The sequence below is a fragment of the Undibacterium sp. Di27W genome, from assembly GCF_049340345.1.
In the GTDB taxonomy this organism is placed as follows: Bacteria; Pseudomonadota; Gammaproteobacteria; order Burkholderiales; family Burkholderiaceae_D; genus Undibacterium.
The window spans coordinates 33,363-57,252 of the sequence record NZ_JBMPOS010000008.1 but is presented as its reverse complement, the minus strand read 5'-3'; the positions used below and the strand labels follow the sequence as shown (position 1 = coordinate 57,252).

The window sequence follows — 23,890 nt, the reverse complement described above, 5'->3', positions numbered from 1 at the left end:
CTCAAGCAGCCTGCGGCTGACGCATGACCAGGGGTATATCGGTGTCTGTTGCTTGCGCCTTGTCGGCGAACAGTTTTTTAACCAGGTAGGCTACCCGGTTTTTTTGAAAATCATCATAGATCGCCAGGATATTCTGGACCGACGGTATTTGTGATTGCAGCTCGGCTGCCACCATGGGTGAAATCCAGTCTGTGCGCCAGCATATGTCGGCACCATCGGCCAGGCGGAGATGCGCTGCGTAATCAGTGCCGCCAGACATGGGGCAAACCAGGACCTGGCTAAAGTCTGGAGCGTAGAATTTCCTGAGAGTGCCCAGGCCAAAGTCGAGCAGGTATTGGTCAGCCACGATGCAGACTGCATGCCCCTCTTTTTGCCCCGCATGGGCAAAGCCCTGATAGCCTATGTAGAAAATGCCCTGGTCTTTCCTGATTTCGGCATAACAACCCTGGACCCGAGCCTGATAGCCTTTTATTGTCAAAATTTGCGCCAGTATGGCTGACATGGCGAAACAGGAACTACCGAAGTGTTTGAAAAAATCGAGAATTTCAAAATCAGCAATAATCAGGCTCAAATCCTGAGCCAGCTTATTGTCTTGTACTAATTGAAGAAATGCAGTGTTCATTTGCGTAAGATTGCTAAAACTGCAAATAAAGACAGTTCAAACATCCATCAATCTGTTAACCAGACGCAATACTATCCGCTTCACAATTTTTTACAATAATAGGTAAGTGACAAAACGCATTATCTTGTAAGTAGATATTACGGAAATGAAACAGTGCTTATTTATAAATCTATATTTTCACTAACAAACTGATTTTCATGTCTTAAATATATGATTTTTAATACTATTTTATTGCTGTAATCAATTTCAAGCTAAATCGTATGAACGATATTTTGCAAACTTTGAATTATTTTTTTATTATTTATCCTGTAATTTTTCGGTGTGCCGCAAGCTACCCAGTTTGTAGGCATACTGGCGGGTAAATTCTGCCCCCAGTAAAAATATCTGGGCGGAGTAATATACCCATAATAAAATGGCAATCATCGAGCCAGCGGCCCCAAAACTGCTGGCCACGCCACTATTGCCGATATAGACCCCTATCACATATTTACCGGCATGGAACAAGGCTGAGGTGCCAGCTGCACCGACCCAGACATCACTCCAGGGCAGGCGTACTTGCGGCAACATCTTGAAGATGACGGCGAACAGGACGGTGATGACGGCAAAGCCCAGCAATGACGACAGGGGCAGAAATACCAGGGCCAGCGCCAGCTTGCTGCCACCCCAATAATATTCCAGCGCAGTCAGCACCGCATTGATCACCAACGACACCAGCATCAAAAATGCCAGCACAAGTATCAGGCCAAAAGACAACAGGCGGGTGCGTATTAAAAACCAGATGCTATTGCCTTCCTGAGGTGGCACTTGCCAGATTTCATCGAGGCTGGCTTTCAATTCAGCAAAGACACTGGTGGCACCCACAAGCAGCAAGATACTGGCAACCATGGTGGCAATGCGGCTTTGCTCGGCATCACGGGCACCCGCCAGCAAAGCTTGTATGGCCGAGGCACTGCTTTGTCCGACCAGGCTTTGCAATTGCCCAAATAGCTGACCACGGGCCGCTTGCGCACCATAGAAAAAACCGGCGATGGCAAGTACCAGCACCAGTATCGGGGCTAACGAGAACAAGGTATAAAAAGCCAGAGCGGCCCCCTTGCTGGCAGCACGGTGGCGCAGCCATTCGAGCACAGAATTCTGCAAGATGCTGAGCAGATTATGCAACAGACCTGGCAACAAGCGGGGCAGGGCAATGCCGCGTTTGAGCATTGCCCTGACGAGGAATGTCATGACTTTACAGTCTTTCCCCGCGTATGACACGCAGCAAGATCATAACGACGGCAATGACCAGCAAGACATGGATAAAGCCACCGATGGTATAGGCCGATACCATACCCAGCAGCCACAGAATAATAAGCACAACGGCGATAGTATAGAGCATGATTTTTCTCTCATTAACAGCGGCGCAATCCAAGGACTACGCCAGTTCAGGAAAACTGATAAGCAGGTTTTTTGACCAGGCTCGCAGTACGATTTCTTTCAACAGAAATATGCTCAGTAAAATTATTTATTTGTGATGCAATACGCTTTATCTGCATTGCGCCGGAGTTCATCAAATTCTGCTGTACATCTTTCTGCACGTTGTCATCTTCACGCAGGAACCAGACCATGTCTGTTCGCCAGCGCACGGACATTCAATAATCCAGCGACCAAAATCTGCTTCCATCTGCTCTGTTGAAAATCTTGTTTTTACGACTTCAATATGCTTTTGCAGTAGATGTTGTGATTCTGTAGTGATTGTGGATTTTATGCGGTTTGCATGCAGTAAAAAAACTGCAACAGATTCCAGGCTAGAAGAGCATTTACGCAAAATCGCTCTGGCATGCTACGGTGGCTAAGCAAGATATCTGCAGTAATGCAGTATCAAGCCGCTGGAGCGGTTTTGCGTAAGTTCTTTTTCTCAGTTTTTCAGAAACATTTTCCAACTGCTTTTAGTAGGGTGCGCCATGCGCACCCTACTGGCACTCCGCATGCACCCTGCAAGTTGACCACACTATCTCCAGCAAGCCTTCTGACTCCATCTCTGCCACTCAGTACGCCAGCGCACAGATTTACTGACGATAAACCGGCAAGCTGCATGACATGTGCATCCAATAATAAATCATCATGCCCGCTAATCCTGTCCATCCTGTCAGCCCCGTCAAGCCTGCCGCCATATTGATGGGCAGTGTCGCCAGCCATCAGGCTGCCAATGATCCTGCGCCAAAGCCTGCCAGCATAGAACAGGCTGGCCAGGGCATCTTGCAGTTTTCCGGCAGCTGGACAGTATGCCAGCTAGGCAATGTCATCCGTCAACTGGATACCTTGTTATTGCGCCATGCCGACAGTGTGCAACTCGATGGGCAGCACATACAAAAAATCGATAGCATCACCGCCTGGGTCCTGCAGTCCCGTCTGAAAAAACTGCGCGATAGCGGGGTGAAAATCAGCATGCAGGCATGGCCTGCGCAATACCAGCATATGCTGGAAGGCCTGGGTGACGTGCCCACGGATGCCGCCCCTGTCGTCAAGACACCTGGCTTGCTGGAAAAAGTCGGCAAGGCTACCGTCAATATCTGCAAGGATAATCTGGCCTTGCTGAGTTTTATCGGTGAAACGGCGGTCAGCCTGCTGGGTCTGTTCCTGCATCCACGGCGCTGGCGTGGCCGTACCATCCTGCACAATATCCAGGTGGCTGGTTTTGCCGCCTTGCCCATCGTCGGCGTCACTTCATTTTTGCTGGGCATCGTGATTGCTTATCAGGGAGCCGATCAGCTCAAGCATTATGGTGCCAATATCTTTGTCGTCGAATTGCTGGGCTATGCCATGCTGCGTGAATTTGCCCCGCTGATCACGGCCATCATCATCGCTGGGCGCTCTGGTTCTGCCTATGCAGCGCAGATAGGCACCATGGTGGTCACAGAAGAAATCGATGCCCTGCAAACCCTGGGCATCAAACCCATAGAATTGCTGGTCTTGCCCAAACTGGTCGCGCTGATGCTGGCCTTGCCCTTGCTGACCCTGTTCGCTGACCTGATCGGTGTCATCGGTGGCATGCTCATGGCCAGCAGCCAGCTTGATGTTGGTACACATGAATTCCTGGCCCGCTTTGCTACAGAAATCCCGCTTAAGACCTTGTTCATAGGGCTGGGTAAATCGCTGGTATTTGCTGCGGTGATTGTCATCATAGGCTGTTACCAGGGCTTTCGTACCAGGGGCAACGCCGATAGTGTAGGCCGCCAGACGACGCGCAGTGTAGTGCAGGCGATTTTTATCGTGATCGTGCTGGATGCAGTGTTTTCCGTCATCTTTAATCTCCTGGGACTTTGATGAGTACAGAACAAGCTGTCAGCCCGACTCCTGATACGCACACCGACTACGCCATCGACATGCAGCAGGTGTGCACCCGCTTCGGCGACAAGGTGGTGCATGATGGCCTGGACTTGCAGATACGCCGTGGCGAGATTTTTGCCATCGTCGGCGGTAGCGGTTCCGGTAAATCCACCTTGCTGCGCGAAATGATCTTATTGCATACGCCCGATGCAGGCACGGTCAAAGTGCTGGGCTGTGACCTGGCGGGTATCAGCGACAAGCAAGCCAGGTCTTTACGTCAGCGCTGCGGTGTCATGTTCCAAAAAGGCGGCTTGTTTGGCACGCTGACCGTCGCAGAAAACATAGGCTTGCCGTTGCGCGAACACAGCCAGCTGGATGAAAAAAGCATCAACGACATTGCTGCCTGGAAGCTGTCATTGAGTGGTCTCAAGCCAGAGGCGGCAGGACTCTACCCGGCAGAATTAAGTGGCGGCATGCTAAAGCGTGCGGCACTGGCCAGGGCGCTGGCGCTGGACCCAGAACTCTTGTTCCTCGATGAACCCACAGCAGGGCTGGACCCTGCCAGTGCTAGTGGCCTGGATGCCTTGCTGCGGCATTTGCATGAGCTATACCAGCCCACCATCGTCATGATTACCCATGATCTGGATTTGCTATGGCAAGTCACCCACAGGGTTGCCGTGCTGGGGGAAGGCAAGGTACTGGCAGTAGGGACCATGGAAGAATTGTCACACATGCAGCACCCCATCATCCGCGATTATTTTGATGGCCCGCGTGGCCGGGCAGCCGAGCAACAGGCAGGCCAGACTGATGAGCAGGACAAACAGGATAAACAAGACAAACAGGACAAACAGGCTAAACAGGAAAACCCATGGAAACCAAAGTAAACTATACCGCCGTCGGTGCCTTTGTGCTGGCTCTGGGCGCACTGCTGATCGCCGTTGTGCTCTGGTTGTCGGTGGGGCTGGGCAAGCGCCAGCAAACGGTGTCGTATCAATCTGTCGTCAATGAATCGGTGGCGGGCCTGAACCTTGATGCGCCTGTCAAATACCAGGGTGTGAATGTAGGCAAGGTACGCAGCATCAGCCTTGATGCGAATAATCCGCAACAGGTGCGGCTGGTGTTTTCCATCATAGCGGGCACCCCCATCAAGACCGATACCCTGGCCGTATTGAAAACCCAGGGCCTGACCGGCATCGCCTATGTGGAATTGAGTGGCGGTACACCTGCTGCACCACTGTTGCAGGCAACTGCAGGCCAGGCGTATCCACAGATACCGACCAAACCTTCCCTGAGCGCCAGGCTGGAAAATGTCTTGAGCGCCGTGCTGGCCAATCTTGACCGCACCGCTGCCAATGTGAATGCCATCCTGAATGACGAGAACCGCGCCGCCTTCAGCAAGATTTTGCAAAACACATCCAGCCTCATGGAAACCCTGGCATCGCAAAAAGCCGCCATGCGCGTGGCCATCAATAATGCGGCCATCACCACGGCCAATACTGCCCATGCCAGTGCCAACATAGACCCCCTGTTCCAGCGCATCAGCAAGAGTGCCGATGCCCTGGCCACTATGGCTAACAAGGCGGGTGCAGCCAGCGACAGTACCAAAAAAACGGCTGATGAAATCGGTGGCGGCATGCGCCAGTTGAGTAGCGACACCCTGCCAGAAATGCAAAGACTGATGACAGAGCTGAGTACCTTGTCAGCCTCATTGACCCGCCTCATAGAACAAACCGAGCACAATCCCAGCAGCCTGATCAGAGGGCGACAAGCCCCGCCAGCAGGTCCTGGCGAAACCCAAGGAGTGAAACCATGAAATATCCCTACGCCAGCAGTATGACAGCCATCCTGGCCATGAGCCTCACCGCTTGTTCGGCCCTGAAACCTGCCGACGTGGCGCCGGTCGCCAGCTATAGGCTGGAGGCAATCGCGCCCGGTAGCTCCCCAGTGCCAGCCAATGCAACGGCCACGATCATGCTCGGCACCGTGCGCGCTGCCGCTGGTTATGACAGCAATCGCATGCTCTTCATGCGCCAGCAATACCAGGTAGAAGAGTTCCAGCAAAGCCAGTGGCAAAAGCCACCGGCTGCCATGCTCATGCCCCTGGTGGCCGCGGCGCTGGAGTCCAGTGGTATTTTCAAGGTGGTCTTGCAGGCCCCCAGTGCCGTGCTGACCACTTACCGGCTGGACCTGGAAATACTCAGCCTGCAACAAGATTTCAGCAGCAAGCCCAGCCAGGTCCATTTCAAATTGCGTGCTCATTTGTCAGACAGGCAAAACCAGCAAATCATTGCCTGGCATGAATTCAGTATCAGCGTCCCCGCGACCAGTGAAGATGCCTATGGCGGCGTACTCGCCAGCAATCAGGCGGTAGCCCAGGTCTTGCAGCAGTTGCGGGCATTTTGCGTTGACCAGGTGACGCAAAATGCGCAGGCAAGAAAAAAGCAGCCCTGATTGCAGGCTGCTTGGCAGTGAGAAGGGGGGGGGCTGCTTACTTGCGGCTACACAGCAAGCCCACCAACAGACCCACGGTGGCTGCTGCACCCAGGCTGCTCCATGGATGGTCCTTGACATAGGTATCGGTAGATTCTACGGCTTGCTTGCCGGTGGCGATGATGGAGGTCTGTGCATCCTGGGTCATGGCCATGGCCGTATCCACCATTTTCATGCCGCGCGCACGCATCTCGTCGGCTTTTTCGCCAGTCAGGGCCGCAGCTGCATTAAACAAACCCTGCGCATCTTTGAGCAGTACTTTGATATCTTTGTTGATAGATTTGAAGTCAGATTCAAGCATGATGGTTTCCTTTATATGTAGGGTTGGGACTGCAATTGTTGAAGCTGGTGTTGCCTTGGTGTTGCTGTTATCGGGTCTGGTATTGCCATGACGTTTGCGCGGTTGCCATTCCTGTAAAGAGCGTTACCCTCTATTCCAGTAAATCTCGCATATCATCCGCATGTTCTTCTTCCTTGGCCATGATGCCTACCAGCATCTGACGCGTGGTCGGGTCGCTGTCACCTATTCTTGCCAGCATTTGACGGTAGGATTCGATTGCCACCCTTTCAGCGATCAGGTTTGCTTTCACCATGGCTGCTACATCTTCGGCATCGTTATATTCAGCATGACTGCGCTCAGTCAGCGACGCCGGGTTGAAATCAGGCTTGCCATTGAGCTGGACGATGCGCTCGGCCAGCAGATCGGCATGTTCCTGTTCTTCCAGTGCATGCTCAAGAAATTCTGCCTTGATCGCGCCATTGTTAGCACCAGATACCGTGTAATAATGGCGCTTGTAACGCAGGATGCACACCAGTTCCGTGGCCAGTGCACCATTGAGCATGGCGATCACTTCTTCACGATTGCCCTGGTAGCCAGCGGTAACAGCGCCATCATCCAGGTTCCTGGCGGCTTCGCGTATGGCAGCAGTGTCTATGCCAGTGTGCGCATTGCTAGTGACTTCATGCATGATATTTTCCTTTGATAAAAATGGGTTTGCAGATGAGTGCTTCACCTGACTACTTTATAAGCCTTGCCAGCACGGGCGTCAGTGCGTTGGCGTACATAGATGCAGATACATATGTCGTAGGCTAGAGCCTGGCCCAACCTGCCCTGAAACACATACAGCCACATGAAATCCCATAAAAAAATTATCCGTATCAGCCTGATAGTCCTGGCGACCATAGTCAGCCTGCTGGCGCTGAGTTTGCTGATATTGCTGAACATGGACTGGAACCGCGCCAAACCCTGGCTCAATGAACGCGCCAGCGAAGCCCTGGGGCGGCCTTTCAGCATACGCGGCAACCTGGCATTGAGCTGGGAAAAACAACTCAGCGGCCCGGAAACCGCTACTGGCTGGCGTGGCCGCATCCCCTGGCCGCATTTGCAGGCGCAGGATATCCATATTGGTCAGCCAGCGACGATGTCAACAAGCACGCCAGCAAGCGCCGCAGAAAAAAAACCGGCTTCAACTGCTGTGACCCAACTGCCCGCTGAAGATGTGGCCGAGATCAATGAAGTGTCTTTCTCTTTGAACCCTCTGGCCTTGCTGGACAAAAGGCTGGAGATACCCTTGCTGCGTTTTCAGAATAGCAGCCTGTCCTTGCAACGCTTTGCCGACGGCAGCAATAACTGGACTTTTAAAAAAAGCACCAGCACCTCTCCCTGGAAACTTGAATTGCACAGGCTGGTCCTCAGCCAGGGCAAACTGCATTTTGTCGATGCCATCCGCCATGCCGATGTCAGCGCCGATATAGAAAGCCTCAATACCGATGCCGACTATGGCATCAGCTGGACACTGCAGGGCAAGCTGTATGGCGAAAAAATCACTGGCAGCGGCAAGGCTGGTGCCATCTTGTCCTTGCAAAGCCAGACCCAGCCTTTCCCCATCATGGCGCAATTGCAAATGGGGCAAACCAAAATCGATGTAGAGGGCAGTGTTACCAAGCCCAGTGAGCTGGCCGCGGTGGACATGCGTCTGCATATATCCGGCAATAGCATGGCGCGCTTGTATCCGTTGACTGGCATCGTCTTGCCTGAAACCCCGGAATTTACAACCGCAGGCCATCTGACAGCTACTCTGGGCAAGATAGACAATCACTTTAAATACGAGAAATTCACCGGCAAGGTCGGTTCCAGTGACCTGGCCGGCAGCCTGGATTATCAAACCAGGAAAGCCAGAAAATTGCGACCCTTGTTGCAAGGTAATATGAGCTCACAAGTCTTGCAGTCTGCCGATCTGGCACCACTGGTAGGCGCAGATTCCAATGCCAATAAACTCAAGCGTGGCACGACTGCAGTACAACCAGGTGACAAACTCTTGCCGGTAGAAGCCTTCCGTACCGAGCGCTGGCGCAGTATTGATGCCGATGTCAATCTTAGCGCAGGCAAACTGATAAGAAAAAAAGAACTGCCCATCCACAAGCTGCAAACCCGGCTGATCATGAAAGATGGTGTCATCACTATGCTGCCGCTGAGTTTTGAACTGGCAGGTGGCCAGATGCAGGCGCATATCACGCTGGATGGCAATGGTGGCACTACCAAAAATAGTACCAGCGAGCTGGAAGATAGCCCATCCCATGCACCCGCCATACACGCAAAAATGCGCGTCACTGCCAGGCATATACAGTTACAGAAATTAATCCCCACCCTGGCAACGTCCAAGTTGACAGTAGGTGAAATCAATGCCGATGCCAATCTGGCTGCCACCGGTAATTCTGTCGCCAGCCTGCTGGGTGCCGCTAATGGCGAAGTCAGCAGCATGTTAGACCATGGCACAGTCAGCAAACTCTTGCTGGAAGAAATGGGGCTCAATATCGGCAATATCATCCTGACCCGCATGGCTGGTGACAAGCAGGTCAGGCTCAATTGCATGCTCAGTGATTTTTCTGTCACCAATGGGGAAATGAATGCCCGCAGTTTCTTGATCGACACCGATGAAGCCTTGATAGAAATCACAGGTAGCATCAATCTGCAAAAAGAAGACCTGAACCTGACCATCAAACCCAATAGCAAGGGCTTGCGCATACTCTCACTGCGTGCGCCACTGTATGTGCGCGGCACTTTCTTGCACCCTAATGTCAGCGTAGACAAGGGAGTATTGGCCCTGCGTGCGGGCGGTGCCATAGGTCTGGCCTTGCTCAGTCCATTTGCCGCCTTGCTGCCATTGGTGAACACAGGGCCGGATGAAAGTAGTGGCTGTGCGACTTTGCTTAAATCGGGGAAGAAAGCAGAGAAATAAAAAGCTGCATTATGGTTAAGATGCGAAGTAAGGTGCGAGGCATGGTGCGCCATGCGCACCATGATGACCTATGCACTGACAGGTATGTATGAAGCCATGCGTCTCTTCAGGTTGTTGAAAGAGAGGTCGGTGTTCTTGGCGCAGCCTACGCATTTGCTTAGTCAGTAGGGTGCGTTATAACGCACCGATTTTCCACTGCCAGCAGCCAAAAAAACAGCCTTGTGATCAAGGCTGTTTTTTTACTTTGTACAAATGCGTAGCGGCGATCAGTAAGGGCTGGTCCTGATCATGGATGCTACTTCGCGCGTCTCGGCTAATACTTCATTGACGGCCATTTGCAAGGTGTATCTTGCTTCTTCCGCATCACGCACTGGTTCCGGTGTACGGAACAAATGACGGCTGCGCTTGTTGAGGGCTTTTTCATATACCTTGAAGGCAAATTGCATTTCTGTGTAGTCCATGGTGTTCTCCTGATGTTGAGTTGGAGGCGATTGCAGAATCAAGCTGGCGTCCTTGCATCGCTAGCCATCTTGATTTTGCAAAGACCTCTGGCAAAAAAATTATGCGCTTTTGGTGGAATAACTTTGTACCGAATCCACCCACATTTGATCTGCCATGTCTGGCCAGTTTTCACTGTCAAAACCGGGCGAATTTTCAAAATGGGTTTTTGCAATATCCAGGATAAAGCGCTTGTTCAGCGCATCCAGGCGCAGTGTCGACCAGGGTAGGGCAAACAGTTTTTCACCTATGCCAAGCAGGCCGCCATGGGCCACCACGGCATAGGCAATATTGCCGGTATGCGTATTGAGCATGATTTCTTTGATCTCGCCCAGATGCTCTTCAGCAAGGTTGACGACCTTATTGCCGGTCAGTGTGCTCGCTCCCATCAAATGAGGGCCGGGGCCTTTGTGAGTATTGTAAGAGGGGTCGGGGACGTAAGTGTCGAAAGTATTATCAATCATGATAAATCCTTAAGAGTGAATCGAGGTTTCAGCATGCGCGTCCGAACAGTTCTGTACAGTTCGATAGCCCACATAAGCAGAATTTTTTGATGCGATTTGTAAAAATTCAACTGAGGCGATACTTGTATTTGCTTGCTGTCAACGAAAAACCTCGATGCGCCAAAGACATCTGGCGCATCATTCAAGCTGATAGCTGGTTAATGCGTGGGTTTTTCTGCATAGGTGGCCAGAAAGCTGGGTAGGTAATGATCGAGCACGAAGCGCGGCTGTGGCTGGTGGTCTTCCAGGAAACCGCGCAGCTGCAAGCCTGCCTCCAGTTGACCTGCTATTTGCTCAGTCAGGCTATGACCAAACACCATTGCTTCACCGCGTGCCTGCTTGCCAGCCAGCTCGGCTTGACTCAGATCGCGCAAGTCTGAATACGGTAATTGAAAGCGTGGCTTGATGAGGCCCTGTTCCGCATACTGTGGATCACGGTCAGCCACAAACAACACAGGATTATAAAAACTGCTGAGCAGCTTGCCACCTGGGCGCAGCACGCGTGCGCATTCACGCCACACTGGCCTGACATCCGGGACATAGAGATTAGAGATGGGGTGAAAGATGCAATCAAAACTATCATCTGCAAAGCGCGACAGGTCACGCATATCGCCTTGCTCTATCCTCATCTCCAGGCCATCACGCTCAGCTACCATGCGGTCTTGCGCCAGCTGCATGGCAGAAAAATCAAACACCGTCACGCTTGCGCCTGCTGCCGCCAGCACCGGTGCCTGTTGTCCCCCTGCCGCTGCCAGGCAAAGTAACTCCAGCCCGCGCACATCCCCCAGCCAGTCAGCGGGCAGGGGGCCTGGCGTCAGATGCACCTGCCAATCACCATTGCGCGCTGCCGCGATGGTGGCGCTGCTGACTGCTTGTGACCATGCGCCTTGTCGCGTTGCTTGCTGGTCCCAGGAGTCACGGTTATGCGTCAAAAAATCAAAAGTTTTTGTATCAGGCATGGATTATCCTCAAAATAGGTATTTGAAAATGCCCGTCAGCGGGTTCAGAATTGCTTTTGTGTCGTATAGCCAAAACGGGTCAAACCGCTGGCGTGGATCAGATGTCGGTCAGACACCTTGCATCAGACATGAGACATCAGGCAAAAACAGCAATGCAGCAAACCAGCTACCCGGCGGGCAGTGTAGTCGCGTTAAAGATGTAGCAACATCCTGCATTACTTGTTCATGTCGAAGTGTCCCTGGAAGGAAATGGAAGAGGGGAAAATTTTAGCATAAAAGACAAGTGTGTTGGTGTTGAGATATCTTTACAGGATGAGCAGGCGTATCGATGCAAAGGCTGCTGATTTGCATCCCTTATTGCTCTCCTTACTGCGCGCTAAAAAGCGTGGCAATGCCATTTCTACACGAATGTGAATTCATATTGCGCACAGTCAAACATTGCTAAATACGGTTTTCCATCGAGCAATTTTCTTATACCTTCTTACTTATGGTGATAAAAAAAATCCCGGTGGATGCAAGGTCTTGAGAAAAATAAAAACATGACAAGAATTAACTCGCCGGAATTTGTAAGCGCAGCAAGAGCAAGCCAGATATGCGCTACAGGAATTTGATACTTGAGAATGTATTTTTGCTATTTTTTTAATTGGTATGGATTGACGATTGGGGCCGGGCCATGAAGACGACACTAAAAACCAGATTGATGCTAGTGATGGGTATCATGAGTGCACTCATGATCTTGCTAGGGATGACCGGGCTGTATGCTTTGGGCACCTCGCATGCTGCGGTCAAGGCCAGCCATGAAGAAGGTACACTGAGCCTGGAAAAACTCGCCAGCCTTGAAAAATTATTGATGGATAATCGCTATGCCATCCTGTCGACACTGGCTGACCCTACACCACAAAAACTCAAGGCAAGCGCCGAAGAGATCGAGCATGACAAGCGCGCCATAGAACAGTTGTGGATAGATTTTGCGACGGCTCCCATGTCTTCGCAAGCAAGGAAGACAGCAGATGAATTGACACATTTGCGTGTCAGTTTCGACCATGCTGTCACCTTGCCACTTGTTCAGGCGATGCAGGTGGCAGACGCCGCAAAGATCAAGAATATCAGCAACGCTGCCGACAAACTCTATCCTGCACTTTTCAAGACCCTGAGCAATTTGCGCAGCATGCATATGGATGACATCAAAAAAGGATTTGCCGGGTCTGAGGCAGAATATGCCACATCCGGCAAACTGATATGGGCAGTCATGGGACTGGGTCTGGTACTGGCGGCGACGCTGGCTTACTTTATGCTGCATAACATTTACCAGCAACTTGGCGGTGAGCCAGCTTACGCCGCACAAATAGCCAGGCAAATTGCCGACGGTGATCTGGATGTCAGCATCTCTCCAGAAGTGCCTGACGAAGGCAGCTTGCTGGCTTCTCTGCAAAGGCTGCAAACCGGGCTGGCAAAGACCGTCAAGGACATGCACCTGAATACCTCGAATATCGCCAGGACATCTGGACAGATACTCAACAACAATGCAGTCTTATCTGCCCGCATAGAACAGCAGGCAGGTTCTCAAAAACGTGCGGCGACTGCCATCAATGAGCTGGCAACAATGATACGCCACAATGCTGAGCAGGCGCGCCATGCCATGCAATGCGCCGATGATGTGAGCGAACTTGCCTTCAAAAAAGGGCAGGCAGCCGGTGGGGCGGTTATCGCGATGACGCAAATCCAGCAGGCATCGGCCAGGATTTTTGACAACATCCATGTGATCGATGAACTGGTTTTCCAGATCGATACCTTGTCCCTGAAAGCCACGCTGGAAAATGACAGCGCTGCTGAAGCAGGCCAGGGTTTTACAGCAATCGCGCCAGAAGTGCGCGACCTGGCACAATGTGTTGCCTGTGCCGTCAAGGAAATCAAAAACCTGCTGAATGAATCGCAGGAAAAACTTGATCACGGTAGCAAGCTTTTTAGCCAGAGCAATGCCGGCACAGAAAAAATCCTCACTGCCCTGCAACAGGTCACCAGTCTTATGACCGAGGTCAACACGTCTACCAAAAAACAGGAAGCCAGCATCAGGCAAGCCAAGCATGCCATCATTGACATGGAATATGCGAGCCACAAAGATGCCGTACAACTCAGCGTCGCCATCACCGCGGCCAGGCTACTGGAGCAACAGGCAAAACACCTGGTGATACTGAGTAGCGGTTTCAAACTTGGACCTCTGCACAGACCACAGGCGCAATTGCAGGTGATTAGCACAGTCAGCGAAGCTGCACCAGCCAAACGTCCCAGCTTGCGTCTGGTGCATCCGTAGTTTAGCGAGGCCCGGCCCAACCTACGAAACTGAGCAGCTATTTCAAACTCGGTCCCCTGCAAAGTTAGTAGGTTGGGCTACGCTTCATCAGCCCAACACTGGGCCTGCGGTAAACGTATGCGTTATTTAACCGACGAGTGTTGGGCTGGTAAACCGTAGCCCAACCTACGAAACTGGTAAACCGTAGCCTGGCGAGGCCCGGCCCAACCTACGAAACTGACAGGAAATCTGGGCGGCATACCACTCCCCGCTTAACGAAGATTTCTTGCAAGGTGAGTACCGCACAAATTGGCACTAATAAATATTTTAAAAATAGCTTGCAAATAAATAGCGCACTATTTAAAATGCAAGGCATGAAGACCGCAAACACTAAATCAACCTTGCAAACCCCAGTGCCGCAACTGGGTGAGCAGCTTTGTTTTGCCCTTTATTCGACTTCCCTGGCGATGAACAAGCTGTACCGCAAGTTGCTCAAGCAAATGGGGATTACCTATTCGCAGTATCTGGTACTGATGGTTTTGTGGGAGCAGAATGAACAAACCGTCAATGACATAGGCGAGCGCCTGATACTGGACTCGGCCACTTTGACACCTTTGCTCAAACGCATGGAAGCGCAAGAGTTGATCACCAGAGTCAGGTCGGCAGCAGACGAGCGCCAGGTGATTATTTCGCTGACCAAAGCGGGTAATGATTTGCGCAAGCAGGCTGCGAGTTTACCAACCTCGGTCTTGTGTGCGACAGAATGTTCTCCTGACGAAGCACGCGACTTGAAGCAAGAGATATTGGCCTTGCGGGCAGCCTTGATGAAGAATGTATGATTGATGTTCGGAATTGTTGAAATTTAAAATAAGTAGTGCACTATTTAATAGTGGGTATTATTTTTGTAGGAGCGGCTTCAGCCGCGAAGATGCTGTAGTAAAAAGTCGTTCAAATTGCGCAGGCATTCGCGGCTAAAGCCGCTCCTACAGAGCGCAGTTGTATTGAAGAGATGGGTGCTAACACCGCAGGTATGGGCGATATTGTGCTTGCCTGGGAGTTTGTTTTGCCTTCAGCAGTTTTATAAATATATAGTGTACTATTTAATAGTGAATTATTTAAAAAAGTAGTCCAGAAAAACCAGTTTGTAGTACCCCTAACGCAGTCATCACACTGCATCACATGAAAAGGAAATGACCATGACACACTTGAAATCGCTCCTCGCTGCAACAGCCATCAGCCTCTCCGTCAGCAATGCTTTTGCGGCAGGCAGCCCCGGTGTTGAACCAACGACGCAAGCTTTCTTGCAGGCGCTGGAGGCTGGTGGTGGCAAACCGCTGGAGCAATTATCAGTGGCCGATGCACGTGGCGTGCTGGTCGGTGCGCAAGCAGGTGTCAAACTGAGCCTGCCTGCGGCTGATGTTTCCGAGAAAATCATCAAGGTCGATGGTGGCGATATCAAGCTGACTATCGTGCGCCCTGCAGGTGTTAAAAAAACCTTGCCAGGCTTTATGTACTTCCATGGTGGCGGCTGGGTGCTCGGCGATTATCCTACCCATGAAAGACTGGTGCGCGACCTGGTGGCAGAATCAGGTGCCGTTGCCATCTTCGTCAACTACACACCATCACCAGAAGCTGGCTATGGCATCGCCATCCAGCAAGCCTATGCAGCCACTAAATGGGTGGCAGAACACGGCAAGGAAATCCAGGTCGACGGCAGCCGCCTGGCGGTCGCAGGCAATAGCGTTGGCGGCAATATGGCGGCGGTCGTCAGCCTCATGGCCAAGGACAAAGGCGGGCCCAAACTGCGTTCGCAAATCCTGTTGTGGCCAGTGACAGATGCTGATTTTAATAATGAATCTTACAAGCAATTTGCTGAAGGCCATTTCCTGACCCGCAATATGATGAAATGGTTCTGGGATAACTACACTACCGATGCTGCCAAGCGCCAGGAAATTTATGCATCCCCACTGCGTGCCACGACTGAGCAATTGACAGGCTTGCCAGCGGCCCTGATACAAACCGCAGAATTCGATGTCCTGCGCGACGAAGGCGAAGCATATGGCCGCAAACTCGATGCCGCAGGCGTCAAGGTCACGACCGTACGCTACAAGGGCATGATCCATGATTTTGGCTTGTTGAACGTATTGGCCAAAGTACCAGCCGTGCGCTCGGCAATGTTGCAGGCAGGTGGAGAATTGAAGGCGAGTTTGAAGTAAGGGGATATTTGAACGCGAGTAGTTTCGTAGCACGTAGGTTGGGCTACGCTTCACCAGCCCAACACTGGGCGGTTAAAAAACGTATACGTTTATCATCGGCCCAGTGTTGGGCTGATACCCCGTAGCCCAACCTACGAGCTACTAGCGTCCCCTTAAAACCTCGGTGACTCCTCTGTGTCTCTGTGCCTCTGTGGTGAGATTTTTGGTGTTCTTAAAAATGTCATTAAACTCACCGCTTAATCACCGCTTAATCACCGCTTAAACGCCAGCAACAACACCCCACCCGCGACCAGGCCTATGCCTGTCCATTCGCGCAACGATGGTCGTTCACCCAAAAATGCAAAGGCAAATACCGCCACCAGCACCAGGCTGAATTTATCGACGGGGGCTACCTTGGATGCCTCCCCTAGCTGCAAGGCGCGGAAATAACATACCCAGGATGCCCCCGTGGCCAGGCCGGACAAAGTCAGAAACAGCCAGGTCTTGCCCGACAATTCCAGCGGATTGCTCCACTTGCCCGTGTATGCCACAAACAGGGATAGCACGACGATGATGATGGCGGTGCGCACCAGGGTGGCCAGGTCAGAGTCGACGCCCTGTATACCTATCTTGGCAAAGATGGCCGTCATGGCGGCAAACACGGCTGATAAAGCAGCCCAATAAAACCAGGTATTCAATGTCGTCATTTTCTACTCCTTGGTCCTGTTGCAGCGCATGTCAAACAAAGCATCTGATTGCTGGATGATTCTACATCTTTATTCGCCTAGGATAATGAAGATAAGCCTACACCCTCATGCATGCGCAAGACGTTGCGCATTTGCCTGACTTCTTCCAGCGGGCTGCGGCCAAACAGGCGTTTGAATTCGCGACTGAATTGCGAGCTGCTTTCATAGCCCACGGTATTCGATGCGGTATAGGCATTCATGCCTGAGCGTATCATCAGCAGGCGTGCCTTATGCAGGCGCATGGCCTTGATGTATTGTATCGGCGTAGTACTGGTCACTTGCTTGAAATGCAGATGAAAAGCGGGCAGGCTCATGCCTGATTCGCGCGCGAGGCTATCGACATCGAGCTTGTCGCTGTAGCCCTCATGGATCTTGCGCAAGGCACGGGTAATTTTTTGAAAATGGCTGCCCTGGCTCAAGGCTGCCCGCATGGCTGCACCTTGCTCACCCATGAGTATGCGGAAATAAATTTCACGGACGATGGCGGGTGCCAGTATCTTTGCCTCCAGTGGCGATGCCAGCGCGTGCAGCAGACGCAGCACGGCTTCGGCCAGGGTATCGTCAACCTGCGTCGCATACATGAAAGCGGGTGTGCCTGCTGGTGTGTCTGCCGGTCTCAGGGCTGCATCAGTTTGCGCCTCCTGCACGGCTAGCGCCAGTTCTGCCGCCAGGGCGTGCTGTATGCCCAGGTGGATGCCCAGCATGGGTTGTTCTGCAGTCGCTTCGGTATCTGCTTCAAAAGGCATGGGGGCGGATACCACCAGGTATTGCCGCGCATCATAGGTGTATGTGGCGTCGCCCAGATAGGCCCGCTTGCGCCCCTGCACGATGATGCAGATGCAGGGTTCGTACATGACAGGCGTGCGGCTATAGGCATGGTCACTGCGCATGAAATGCACATAGTCCAATGCGGATGCCGTAAAGCCTTCTTGCGCCGTCAGGCTGGCGACCATGCTGGCCAGCCTGGAATTGATATCGTCCTTGCTTTGCATATGTCTGATGAAGAGGAACAGGCATTCATCATAGCAATAATTGCAGGCAATTTGCTGGCCGCAAGAGGATTAGGCAAGAATGAGAAAGTTTCCGGCATTTTGTTTATGACCCTGCCTGCCTATCATGGCTACATTCCGCAATCAGCGGTCACACTGGAAAGGTAGATCATGAAACAAAAGACCTGGTTAATTACGGGTGCCGCCCGTGGCATAGGCGCAGCCATCGCCAAGGCTGCCCTTGATAGCGGCGACAAAGTCGTCGTCACTGGCCGCGATATCAGCAAACTGCAAAGCCAGTTCGCCAGCTATGGCGAGCAAGTGCTGGCGCTGACACTGGATGTCAATGACGAAGCCCAGGCACAAGCTGCAGTCAAGGCAGCCTGCGCACAGTTTGGTAGCCTGGATGTGCTGGTCAATAATGCGGGCTATGGTCAGCTAGGCTTGTTTGAAGAAATCAGCACGGCAGAAATCCGCCAGCAATTCGACACCAATGTGTACGGCAGCATGAACATGGCACGCGCTGCCTTGCCTGCCATGCGTGAGCAAAGGCGCGGGCATATCTTTAACCTGTCATCGATAGGTGGCGTGGTTGGTTTTGAAAGCGCCTCGGTCTATTGCGCCAGCAAGTTTGCCATAGAAGGTTTTTCAGAATCGCTGGCGCTGGAGGTGGCACGCTTTGGCATCCACATCACCATCGTCGAGCCTGGCTTCTTCCGTACCGATTTCCTTGACCAGACCTCGGTACGCTATGGCGACAAGAGCATTGCTGACTATGCCAATAACGGCATCAACAGCCGTGACAGTTTTGAGGGCTACAACCATCAACAAGCCGGTGACCCGGTCAAACTGGGTGCCGCCATACTGTCTATCAGCAATATGGCAGAACCACCATTGCGTTATGCAGCGGGTTCAGATGCCATACAAATCGTCGGCGCCAGCCTGGAAAAACACCAGCAAGAGTTGCAGCAATGGCGGGTCTTATCAGTCTCCACCGATGGCGATTTTGCCTAGCGGTAGGCATATCTTATCATCTTGGTAGGGTGCGTTATAAAGCACCTTTTTTTGTCACAGGATTGCAATATCGCAATGTCTAAGGGGCCGGTGCGTTGCAACGCACCCTACGAGACGGTATTGAATGGTCTAAAATTTTGAAACCTGGCAAGCCGTGCACAACGCACTAGCATATCTCCTTAATCTTCTCATAACTTTGTCAAAATGACAAAGTGTGACATACTTGCGCCGTTTTTATAGTGCCAGTGAGCAGGGAGAGGGTGAATGCAGGGTGTTTTATGTGGGTGGGCGTGTGTGGCTAAGTGGTTCAAGAGTGCCACCCTGGCTTCTGGTTTGTTTGCCAGTGGCATGATGCAGGGCGCGAACGAGATTAGCTGGTATGTCTATCATTTGCCACCGCTTTACATACAAGAAGGACCGGGCAAGGGCGAGGGCATCGTCGATCTGGCCTTGCAGCGCCAGCTTATACCCGGTTTGCCTGCCTATCAGCACAAGTTCATCAACGTCCCGCTCAAGCGCCTGGAATTGATGCTCAGGGATGAGGATAATGCCTGCGCCCTGGGACTGTTTAAAAATGCCGAGCGCGAGAAAACCATGATTTTCTCCCAGCCTTTCTTTGCCCAGCTACCGCCCGGTGCCATGATACCGCGTACCCAGATTGCGCAATTGCGGCCTTACCTGGTGGCGGGTGATAAACTCAGTTTAAGCAAATTACTGGAAGATGAAGTGCTGACAGTAGGTGCACAAAGTGGCCGCAGTTATGGTGCCAATATTGATGAACTGCTACAGGCGCACAAGGGCAAGAAAAATATCTATCTCAATAGTGCACCGAATGCCGCAAAAAGTTTATTGCAAATGAATGCCCTGGGCCGTGTCAACCTGGTGCTGGGTTATCCATATGAGGCCAATTTTCTGAATAGCCGCGACAATGCAGATTATATAGACCTGAAATTCTATCCGCTGCAAGAACAGCCCGCCTACCTGCTGGGTTATGCCGCCTGCTCCAAAAGTGCTTTTGGTGAACAAGCCATAGAACAGATCAATACCGTACTGGCCCGCCGCGAAGTGTTGGAAGCCATTGCTCTTCTCTATGAAAGCTGGTTGCCGGAAGATGCACGCGCCCTGGCACACCAGGTGTATAACCAGGCTTTTCAATTCAAGGGCAGGGTGCGTAAATAAGTCGGCAGCCTGAATGCTACAATCCTGCATCAGGGCACAGAATGTATTAGCTTGCCCTACTCCAGAACAGCCAGAACAGCCAGAACAGACCACCATGCAACTCGACAAATTTGACCGCCAGTTATTAAACCTCGTGCAACAAGATTCCAGCCTGGCGGCCGAGCGTCTGGCTGAACAGGTGCCACTCTCACCATCAGCAATACAGCGGCGTTTGCGTCGTCTGCGCGAGCAAGGCGTCATCCAGCGCGACACCGCCATTGTTGATCCAGCCAAAGTAGGTCGGCCCAATTTCTTCATCGTTTCACTTGAAGTCGAGCGCGAGCGGCCAGAATTATTGGCGCAATTGCGCACCTGGCTCAATGAGCAGGAACAGATACAGCAAGCTTTTTATGTCACGGGTGAAGCAGACTTTGTGCTCATTATCACGGCACCACATATGGAAGCTTTTGATGCTTTCATGTCGCGCCTCATGCTCGATAACCCCAATGTCAAACGCTTTACCACCAATGTGACGCTGGGCTTGCTCAAGCGTGGCTTGCATATTCCTGTACCACTCGATGAGGCTGAATAAGTTAATCCTGGGTATCACCTGAGAGTGGTGTCGCCAGCATGGCTGGCCGCGTAATGAATTCTGCATACCATGCAGCCAGCCTGGGGTGATTCTCCTTAAAGTCGGGTAGCTCGCGAAACTCCAGCCAGCTCAGGGCAGTCGCCACGGCGATGTGGCCGACATGCACGGTGCTATCCACATTCACATCCAGCTCACGCTCCAGCCAGTCATAGCTGGCTTGCAGCTTGCCCATATGCCCATCGCGCAGTGCTGGATAACGCAGGGCTTCTGGTCGGCGCGTGGTTTCCCAGCGCAGGGCAATGCCAGAATCGGCCATGCCCTTGGCCACCGCCTGCACCCGCAAGGCATGCCAGCGGGCTTCACCCTGCGCTGGGATCAGTGGCCTGCCTGCATGCAGGGTATCGAGGTATTCGCAAATCACATCAGAATCAAAGACAGGTGGCAAACCTGGCCGCAACAATACCGGTACTTTACCTAAGGGGTTTTGTGCATACACGGCTTCATTGCGCAGGGTAGGGCTGGTTTCATGGTGGATGACTTCTATGTGTTTTGCCAGGCCAGCTTCATGGGCAAACACCAGGGCCTTGCGGGCATAGGGAGAATGGGTTTGGTAGAGTAATTGCATGTGCGCGCTTTCTGACAATGTTGAACTTTGATAGCAATGCTAAGCCAGGCACTACGCGTTTTAAGTGCAATGGCATACCGGAATCTGCCTGTTTGTGGCAAGTTGCCGCCATCTTTGCGGCGCAGATTTTTGCGGCAGCTTTACACTGGGCAAATGAAAACCACACCCTTGCACCATATACAGACATCCGCCCTGCTGGATGATGATAGCCCCACCGCCCTGCTGGATTTGCCAGGACTGGCTGCTGCCGCCAGAGTCAGGCGTGTCCTGGTCAAGGCAGAAAACCAGCGCCCCCTGGGTAATTTCAAGGTGCTGGGTGGCATGGTCGCAGCCTTGCGCGCACTGGCCCGCGCCACTGACATACAAACACTGGAAGAATTGCAGGTCACTGCGCACTTGCCAGGCCTGATCTGCGCCAGCGATGGCAACCACGGCCTGGCCGTGACAGCTGCAGCGGAAAGGGTAGGCACCCGTGCCGCCATTTACCTGCCTGTAGGCGTGTCAGCCAACCGGGCAGAGCGCATACGGCAACTCGGTGGTGAAGTCATCTGGGTCCAGGGCAGCTATGATGAAGCCGTGCTGCAAGCCGCTGCCGCAGCCGCTAGTGGTGCGGGTTTGCTGGTGCCGGATACTTCTGAAGACATCAATGATATCGCCGTCAACGACGTCATGGATGGCTACAGTCTCATCTGCACAGAGCTGCAACAGCAATTGCCCACAGATGCTGCGCAGCGCCCCAGCCATCTCTTCATACAGGCTGGCGTTGGTGGCCTGGCTGCCGCCATGGCCCAGGGTTTGCGTGGCAACATGCGCGAACCACGCCGCCTCATCGTCGTCGAACCAGTATCTGCTGCCTGTGTTGCCCTGGCCTTGCAAGCCGGCCATCCCGTCTATGCCAAAGGCGATTTGCAAACCAGCGCCCAGATGCTCTCCTGTGGCCTGGCATCCGCCCCGGCAGTGGCGGTCCTGCTGCAACACCAGGCCAGCGCCATCAGTGTCAGCGAAACGCAATTACAAGCTGCCGTCAGCATCATGCAAAACCATGGCGGCCCAGCCAGCACCGCATCCGGCTGTGCTGGTCTGGCAGGTTTGCTGCATGTCGCGGCAGATACTGGATTAAGGGCAAATTATGGACTGGATGAAGAGAGTTGCGTGTTGCTGGTGGTCAGCGAGGGTGCTTGATTTTTTTGGGGCAAGAAAAAATTAAGACCTGAAAGCTCAGTACAGAGGAAGGAAAGACTGCTTGCAAGCAGTCTTCGTTGCGCAGGCGTGCGGTATACCGCACGAATTCCCTGCTACACCACAGTTTTGTAGGGTGCGTTATAACGCACCGGATTTGATCTTAAAAATTAATAACATACCCGTGTGCAAATCGCGTGCATGCTTGCCATGCAATTCAAACAAATGCCCGACGTGTTTTGTGATTGAAGCGGTGCGTTACAACGCACCCTACTGGTTGATTAATTTTGCCAGCATACGATGACAAATTGGAGGCCAGGGGTAAAAGACAGGTGAGTCGATAGATCAACCCAGTTTATATTAAGGTCATCCCAGCGCAGGCTGGGATCCATCTGCGCAAGAAGGGCGCACTACGCGTTCCCCGTTTCGTATGCTGTATTGCAATGCATACTATGCACCCGCATACAAAAGCTCATACAGCCAACTCCCTAAGGATACGAGTCCTGCTATAGCGCCAAAGAAAAAAACGATGGTGATGACCGCAAACGAAACTCGCTTGATGGAGAGTTCTCCGGGGTAGGCTGGCTTGGGTGTTTTTCCAAATATCGCTCGATAAGCACCAACGATCATGAATGCATATGAGAGCAATATGGGCAACATCATCAGCGCTGGAATCATGGGTTTGACAAAGATCAGCGATATGCTCAGGAACACGCACAGCAGACCAATGGCCAGGCAAAGCAAGCCGTTCTTGCGGATATCTGAGGAAGAAGCGCCAGGTTTGGGGGCGAAGGATTCGGAGACAGCGTCTAGCGCCTTTGCGCCACCGTGGAGGATTGATAATAGCTGCATTTGATCTATGTTATTTAATGTATTGATTGCCCGCTTAAGTCCACCGCGGCAAGACTGATAGTCTGTATCCCGGCCTTGCGTATGCTGTTGGTCATTGCCGCAACTGCAGCGTGGCTGGCCATATGGGATGGTCTCAAATGAATTGGTGTTTGTTCTTGCGCTGCGCTGGCCAGGTGGCGCTGTAATTCTTCCCGTGAAACGGGAGTGTCATTCCACCACAGGGTGTCGTCAAAATCGATATCTATAGTGATGCCAGCTACAAAGCCTTCGCACGTGACGTTTTTAGGAAATCTGTTTTCCATATCGAGCAAAACCACCTCCCGCCTGGGTGCTACGCCCGCTATCATCACCATCATCAAGACCAGGATAATACCAATCAGTGGCGTCATGCTCATGGTCAGCAAGCCTTCCTGGTCTTTGTCCTGGTCGGCTGAGGTAGGGAAGTGCATGCTGGCACCCTGGTGAAATTGAGGATGTCTTAGCATTACATTAATGGAGGTAAATTGCAAGTGTGTGGCTTGCCATCGCAGCCTACTGGCTGATTAATTTTGCGAGCATATGATGACAAATGTGAGGCCAGGACAGAAAGGCAAGTGAGTCGATAAACCAAGCCGATTTGTATTTGGCTCA

General features: G+C 52.3%; 27 protein-coding genes. 13 read left to right on the top strand and 14 right to left on the bottom strand.

The window, feature by feature from the left end:
• Position 1: 1 nt before the first annotated feature.
• The 4 genes from ACO0LF_RS16830 to ACO0LF_RS16815 all read right to left on the bottom strand — a co-directional run bounded on the left by ACO0LF_RS16830 (position 2) and on the right by ACO0LF_RS16815 (position 2,253).
• The gene (locus ACO0LF_RS16830) at positions 2-622 is read right to left on the bottom strand and encodes a hypothetical protein (RefSeq protein WP_423015976.1); all 621 of its coding nucleotides are present in this window, start codon (positions 620-622) and stop codon (positions 2-4) included.
• Between the two features lie 297 nt (positions 623-919).
• The gene (locus tag ACO0LF_RS16825) at positions 920-1,828 is read right to left on the bottom strand and encodes a YihY/virulence factor BrkB family protein (RefSeq protein WP_423016397.1); all 909 of its coding nucleotides are present in this window, start codon (positions 1,826-1,828) and stop codon (positions 920-922) included.
• Positions 1,829-1,853: 25 nt separating this feature from the next.
• Positions 1,854-2,000, bottom strand: a complete 147-nt coding sequence (locus ACO0LF_RS16820) for a lmo0937 family membrane protein (RefSeq protein WP_423006463.1) — start codon at positions 1,998-2,000, stop codon at positions 1,854-1,856.
• A 46-nt stretch (positions 2,001-2,046) separates the two neighbouring features.
• Entirely contained in the window at positions 2,047-2,253 is a 207-nt protein-coding gene (locus tag ACO0LF_RS16815) for a hypothetical protein (RefSeq protein WP_423015974.1), read from the bottom strand.
• Positions 2,254-2,725: 472 nt separating this feature from the next.
• On the opposite strand from ACO0LF_RS16815, the gene ACO0LF_RS16810 reads away from it, so the two are divergent.
• Genes ACO0LF_RS16810 through ACO0LF_RS16795 form a run of 4 tightly spaced genes read left to right on the top strand, consistent with a single transcriptional unit; the run spans position 2,726 to position 6,382 of the window.
• Positions 2,726-3,928, top strand: coding sequence for an MlaE family ABC transporter permease (locus ACO0LF_RS16810; RefSeq protein ID WP_423015972.1), 1,203 nt, complete (start codon positions 2,726-2,728; stop codon positions 3,926-3,928).
• Positions 3,928-4,815: an ABC transporter ATP-binding protein gene (locus ACO0LF_RS16805; RefSeq protein ID WP_423015970.1), complete on the top strand. Its 888-nt coding sequence runs from the start codon at positions 3,928-3,930 to the stop codon at positions 4,813-4,815. Before ACO0LF_RS16810 ends, ACO0LF_RS16805 begins: the two co-directional genes overlap by 1 nt.
• The gene (locus tag ACO0LF_RS16800; RefSeq protein ID WP_423015968.1) at positions 4,800-5,744 is read left to right on the top strand and encodes an MlaD family protein; all 945 of its coding nucleotides are present in this window, start codon (positions 4,800-4,802) and stop codon (positions 5,742-5,744) included. The genes ACO0LF_RS16805 and ACO0LF_RS16800 overlap by 16 nt, the downstream gene beginning before the upstream one ends.
• Positions 5,741-6,382 (top strand): ABC-type transport auxiliary lipoprotein family protein, encoded by a 642-nt coding sequence (locus ACO0LF_RS16795; protein WP_423015966.1) that lies wholly within the window; start codon positions 5,741-5,743, stop codon positions 6,380-6,382. The genes ACO0LF_RS16800 and ACO0LF_RS16795 overlap by 4 nt, the downstream gene beginning before the upstream one ends.
• Positions 6,383-6,419: 37 nt before the next feature.
• Here the strand turns inward: ACO0LF_RS16795 and ACO0LF_RS16790 are convergent, their stop codons facing one another.
• Positions 6,420-6,722 carry a DUF883 family protein gene (locus ACO0LF_RS16790; RefSeq protein WP_423015964.1) on the bottom strand — a complete coding sequence of 101 codons (303 nt, stop codon included), beginning with the start codon at positions 6,720-6,722 and terminating at the stop codon, positions 6,420-6,422.
• A gap of 130 nt (positions 6,723-6,852) precedes the next feature.
• Entirely contained in the window at positions 6,853-7,389 is a 537-nt protein-coding gene (locus tag ACO0LF_RS16785) for a ferritin-like domain-containing protein (protein WP_423015962.1), read from the bottom strand.
• 162 nt (positions 7,390-7,551) lie between these two features.
• Here ACO0LF_RS16785 and ACO0LF_RS16780 point away from each other — a divergent pair, with 162 nt between their 5' ends.
• Positions 7,552-9,660: an AsmA family protein gene (locus ACO0LF_RS16780; protein WP_423015961.1), complete on the top strand. Its 2,109-nt coding sequence runs from the start codon at positions 7,552-7,554 to the stop codon at positions 9,658-9,660.
• Positions 9,661-9,926: 266 nt separating this feature from the next.
• Here ACO0LF_RS16780 and ACO0LF_RS16775 read toward each other — a convergent pair whose 3' ends face one another.
• From ACO0LF_RS16775 to ACO0LF_RS16765, 3 genes are all read right to left on the bottom strand, one after another.
• A complete protein-coding gene (locus tag ACO0LF_RS16775) occupies positions 9,927-10,121 on the bottom strand; it encodes a hypothetical protein (protein WP_423015959.1) in 195 nt (64 codons plus the stop codon).
• A 99-nt stretch (positions 10,122-10,220) separates the two neighbouring features.
• Entirely contained in the window at positions 10,221-10,622 is a 402-nt protein-coding gene (locus tag ACO0LF_RS16770) for a PRC-barrel domain-containing protein (RefSeq protein ID WP_423015957.1), read from the bottom strand.
• A gap of 197 nt (positions 10,623-10,819) precedes the next feature.
• Positions 10,820-11,620 (bottom strand): class I SAM-dependent methyltransferase, encoded by an 801-nt coding sequence (locus ACO0LF_RS16765; RefSeq protein WP_423015955.1) that lies wholly within the window; start codon positions 11,618-11,620, stop codon positions 10,820-10,822.
• Positions 11,621-12,293: 673 nt separating this feature from the next.
• Here ACO0LF_RS16765 and ACO0LF_RS16760 point away from each other — a divergent pair.
• From ACO0LF_RS16760 to ACO0LF_RS16750, 3 genes are all read left to right on the top strand, one after another.
• Positions 12,294-13,931 carry a methyl-accepting chemotaxis protein gene (locus ACO0LF_RS16760; protein WP_423015953.1) on the top strand — a complete coding sequence of 546 codons (1,638 nt, stop codon included), beginning with the start codon at positions 12,294-12,296 and terminating at the stop codon, positions 13,929-13,931.
• A gap of 353 nt (positions 13,932-14,284) precedes the next feature.
• Entirely contained in the window at positions 14,285-14,749 is a 465-nt protein-coding gene (locus tag ACO0LF_RS16755; protein WP_423015951.1) for a MarR family winged helix-turn-helix transcriptional regulator, read from the top strand.
• Between the two features lie 357 nt (positions 14,750-15,106).
• On the top strand, positions 15,107-16,126 hold the full coding sequence (locus ACO0LF_RS16750) for an alpha/beta hydrolase (RefSeq protein WP_423015949.1): 1,020 nt from the start codon (positions 15,107-15,109) through the stop codon (positions 16,124-16,126).
• Between the two features lie 251 nt (positions 16,127-16,377).
• On the opposite strand, the gene ACO0LF_RS16745 is transcribed toward ACO0LF_RS16750, so the two are convergent.
• Complete coding sequence (locus ACO0LF_RS16745) at positions 16,378-16,812, bottom strand: EamA family transporter (RefSeq protein ID WP_423015947.1); 435 nt, start codon at positions 16,810-16,812, stop codon at positions 16,378-16,380.
• Positions 16,813-16,889: 77 nt separating this feature from the next.
• Positions 16,890-17,843 carry an AraC family transcriptional regulator gene (locus ACO0LF_RS16740; protein ID WP_423015945.1) on the bottom strand — a complete coding sequence of 318 codons (954 nt, stop codon included), beginning with the start codon at positions 17,841-17,843 and terminating at the stop codon, positions 16,890-16,892.
• Between ACO0LF_RS16740 and ACO0LF_RS16735 the strand changes: the two genes are divergently transcribed.
• From ACO0LF_RS16735 to ACO0LF_RS16720, 4 genes are all read left to right on the top strand, one after another.
• Positions 17,844-18,008: a hypothetical protein gene (locus tag ACO0LF_RS16735; RefSeq protein WP_423015942.1), complete on the top strand. Its 165-nt coding sequence runs from the start codon at positions 17,844-17,846 to the stop codon at positions 18,006-18,008.
• Positions 18,009-18,011: 3 nt separating this feature from the next.
• The gene (locus tag ACO0LF_RS16730) at positions 18,012-18,854 is read left to right on the top strand and encodes an oxidoreductase (protein ID WP_423015940.1); all 843 of its coding nucleotides are present in this window, start codon (positions 18,012-18,014) and stop codon (positions 18,852-18,854) included.
• A gap of 294 nt (positions 18,855-19,148) precedes the next feature.
• A complete protein-coding gene (locus ACO0LF_RS16725) occupies positions 19,149-20,033 on the top strand; it encodes a TIGR02285 family protein (RefSeq protein WP_423015938.1) in 885 nt (294 codons plus the stop codon).
• Between the two features lie 13 nt (positions 20,034-20,046).
• Complete coding sequence (locus tag ACO0LF_RS16720; protein WP_423015936.1) at positions 20,047-20,604, top strand: Lrp/AsnC family transcriptional regulator; 558 nt, start codon at positions 20,047-20,049, stop codon at positions 20,602-20,604.
• Between the two features lies 1 nt (position 20,605).
• Here the strand turns inward: ACO0LF_RS16720 and ACO0LF_RS16715 are convergent, their stop codons facing one another.
• Positions 20,606-21,229, bottom strand: a complete 624-nt coding sequence (locus ACO0LF_RS16715) for a glutathione S-transferase (RefSeq protein ID WP_423015934.1) — start codon at positions 21,227-21,229, stop codon at positions 20,606-20,608.
• Positions 21,230-21,382: 153 nt separating this feature from the next.
• Between ACO0LF_RS16715 and ACO0LF_RS16710 the strand changes: the two genes are divergently transcribed.
• The gene (locus tag ACO0LF_RS16710) at positions 21,383-22,411 is read left to right on the top strand and encodes a pyridoxal-phosphate dependent enzyme (protein WP_423015932.1); all 1,029 of its coding nucleotides are present in this window, start codon (positions 21,383-21,385) and stop codon (positions 22,409-22,411) included.
• A 447-nt stretch (positions 22,412-22,858) separates the two neighbouring features.
• Here ACO0LF_RS16710 and ACO0LF_RS16705 read toward each other — a convergent pair whose 3' ends face one another.
• Entirely contained in the window at positions 22,859-23,260 is a 402-nt protein-coding gene (locus ACO0LF_RS16705; RefSeq protein WP_423015930.1) for a hypothetical protein, read from the bottom strand.
• Positions 23,261-23,274: 14 nt separating this feature from the next.
• Positions 23,275-23,709 (bottom strand): ExbD/TolR family protein, encoded by a 435-nt coding sequence (locus ACO0LF_RS16700; protein ID WP_423015928.1) that lies wholly within the window; start codon positions 23,707-23,709, stop codon positions 23,275-23,277.
• Positions 23,710-23,890 lie beyond the last annotated feature (181 nt).

Excerpts from the sequence above, each read along its gene's own strand:
- ACO0LF_RS16720 (WP_423015936.1), top strand. The coding sequence starts at position 20,047 with ATGCTACAATCCTGCATCAGGGCACAGAATGTATTAGCTTGCCCTACT.
- ACO0LF_RS16815 (WP_423015974.1), bottom strand. The coding sequence starts at position 2,253 with ATGTCCGTGCGCTGGCGAACAGACATGGTCTGGTTCCTGCGTGAAGAT.
- ACO0LF_RS16785 (WP_423015962.1), bottom strand. The coding sequence starts at position 7,389 with ATGCATGAAGTCACTAGCAATGCGCACACTGGCATAGACACTGCTGCC.
- ACO0LF_RS16765 (WP_423015955.1), bottom strand. The coding sequence starts at position 11,620 with ATGCCTGATACAAAAACTTTTGATTTTTTGACGCATAACCGTGACTCC.
- ACO0LF_RS16705 (WP_423015930.1), bottom strand. The coding sequence starts at position 23,260 with ATGCAGCTATTATCAATCCTCCACGGTGGCGCAAAGGCGCTAGACGCT.
- ACO0LF_RS16715 (WP_423015934.1), bottom strand. The coding sequence starts at position 21,229 with ATGCAATTACTCTACCAAACCCATTCTCCCTATGCCCGCAAGGCCCTG.
- ACO0LF_RS16745 (WP_423015947.1), bottom strand. The coding sequence starts at position 16,812 with ATGACGACATTGAATACCTGGTTTTATTGGGCTGCTTTATCAGCCGTG.
- ACO0LF_RS16730 (WP_423015940.1), top strand. The coding sequence starts at position 18,012 with ATGAAACAAAAGACCTGGTTAATTACGGGTGCCGCCCGTGGCATAGGC.
- ACO0LF_RS16810 (WP_423015972.1), top strand. The coding sequence starts at position 2,726 with ATGCCCGCTAATCCTGTCCATCCTGTCAGCCCCGTCAAGCCTGCCGCC.
- ACO0LF_RS16825 (WP_423016397.1), bottom strand. The coding sequence starts at position 1,828 with ATGCTCAAACGCGGCATTGCCCTGCCCCGCTTGTTGCCAGGTCTGTTG.
- ACO0LF_RS16775 (WP_423015959.1), bottom strand. The coding sequence starts at position 10,121 with ATGGACTACACAGAAATGCAATTTGCCTTCAAGGTATATGAAAAAGCC.
- ACO0LF_RS16735 (WP_423015942.1), top strand. The coding sequence starts at position 17,844 with ATGTCTGATGAAGAGGAACAGGCATTCATCATAGCAATAATTGCAGGC.
- ACO0LF_RS16820 (WP_423006463.1), bottom strand. The coding sequence starts at position 2,000 with ATGCTCTATACTATCGCCGTTGTGCTTATTATTCTGTGGCTGCTGGGT.
- ACO0LF_RS16750 (WP_423015949.1), top strand. The coding sequence starts at position 15,107 with ATGACACACTTGAAATCGCTCCTCGCTGCAACAGCCATCAGCCTCTCC.
- ACO0LF_RS16770 (WP_423015957.1), bottom strand. The coding sequence starts at position 10,622 with ATGATTGATAATACTTTCGACACTTACGTCCCCGACCCCTCTTACAAT.
- ACO0LF_RS16740 (WP_423015945.1), bottom strand. The coding sequence starts at position 17,843 with ATGCAAAGCAAGGACGATATCAATTCCAGGCTGGCCAGCATGGTCGCC.
- ACO0LF_RS16795 (WP_423015966.1), top strand. The coding sequence starts at position 5,741 with ATGAAATATCCCTACGCCAGCAGTATGACAGCCATCCTGGCCATGAGC.
- ACO0LF_RS16800 (WP_423015968.1), top strand. The coding sequence starts at position 4,800 with ATGGAAACCAAAGTAAACTATACCGCCGTCGGTGCCTTTGTGCTGGCT.
- ACO0LF_RS16830 (WP_423015976.1), bottom strand. The coding sequence starts at position 622 with ATGAACACTGCATTTCTTCAATTAGTACAAGACAATAAGCTGGCTCAG.
- ACO0LF_RS16710 (WP_423015932.1), top strand. The coding sequence starts at position 21,383 with ATGAAAACCACACCCTTGCACCATATACAGACATCCGCCCTGCTGGAT.
- ACO0LF_RS16790 (WP_423015964.1), bottom strand. The coding sequence starts at position 6,722 with ATGCTTGAATCTGACTTCAAATCTATCAACAAAGATATCAAAGTACTG.
- ACO0LF_RS16805 (WP_423015970.1), top strand. The coding sequence starts at position 3,928 with ATGAGTACAGAACAAGCTGTCAGCCCGACTCCTGATACGCACACCGAC.
- ACO0LF_RS16755 (WP_423015951.1), top strand. The coding sequence starts at position 14,285 with ATGAAGACCGCAAACACTAAATCAACCTTGCAAACCCCAGTGCCGCAA.
- ACO0LF_RS16700 (WP_423015928.1), bottom strand. The coding sequence starts at position 23,709 with ATGCACTTCCCTACCTCAGCCGACCAGGACAAAGACCAGGAAGGCTTG.
- ACO0LF_RS16780 (WP_423015961.1), top strand. The coding sequence starts at position 7,552 with ATGAAATCCCATAAAAAAATTATCCGTATCAGCCTGATAGTCCTGGCG.
- ACO0LF_RS16760 (WP_423015953.1), top strand. The coding sequence starts at position 12,294 with ATGAAGACGACACTAAAAACCAGATTGATGCTAGTGATGGGTATCATG.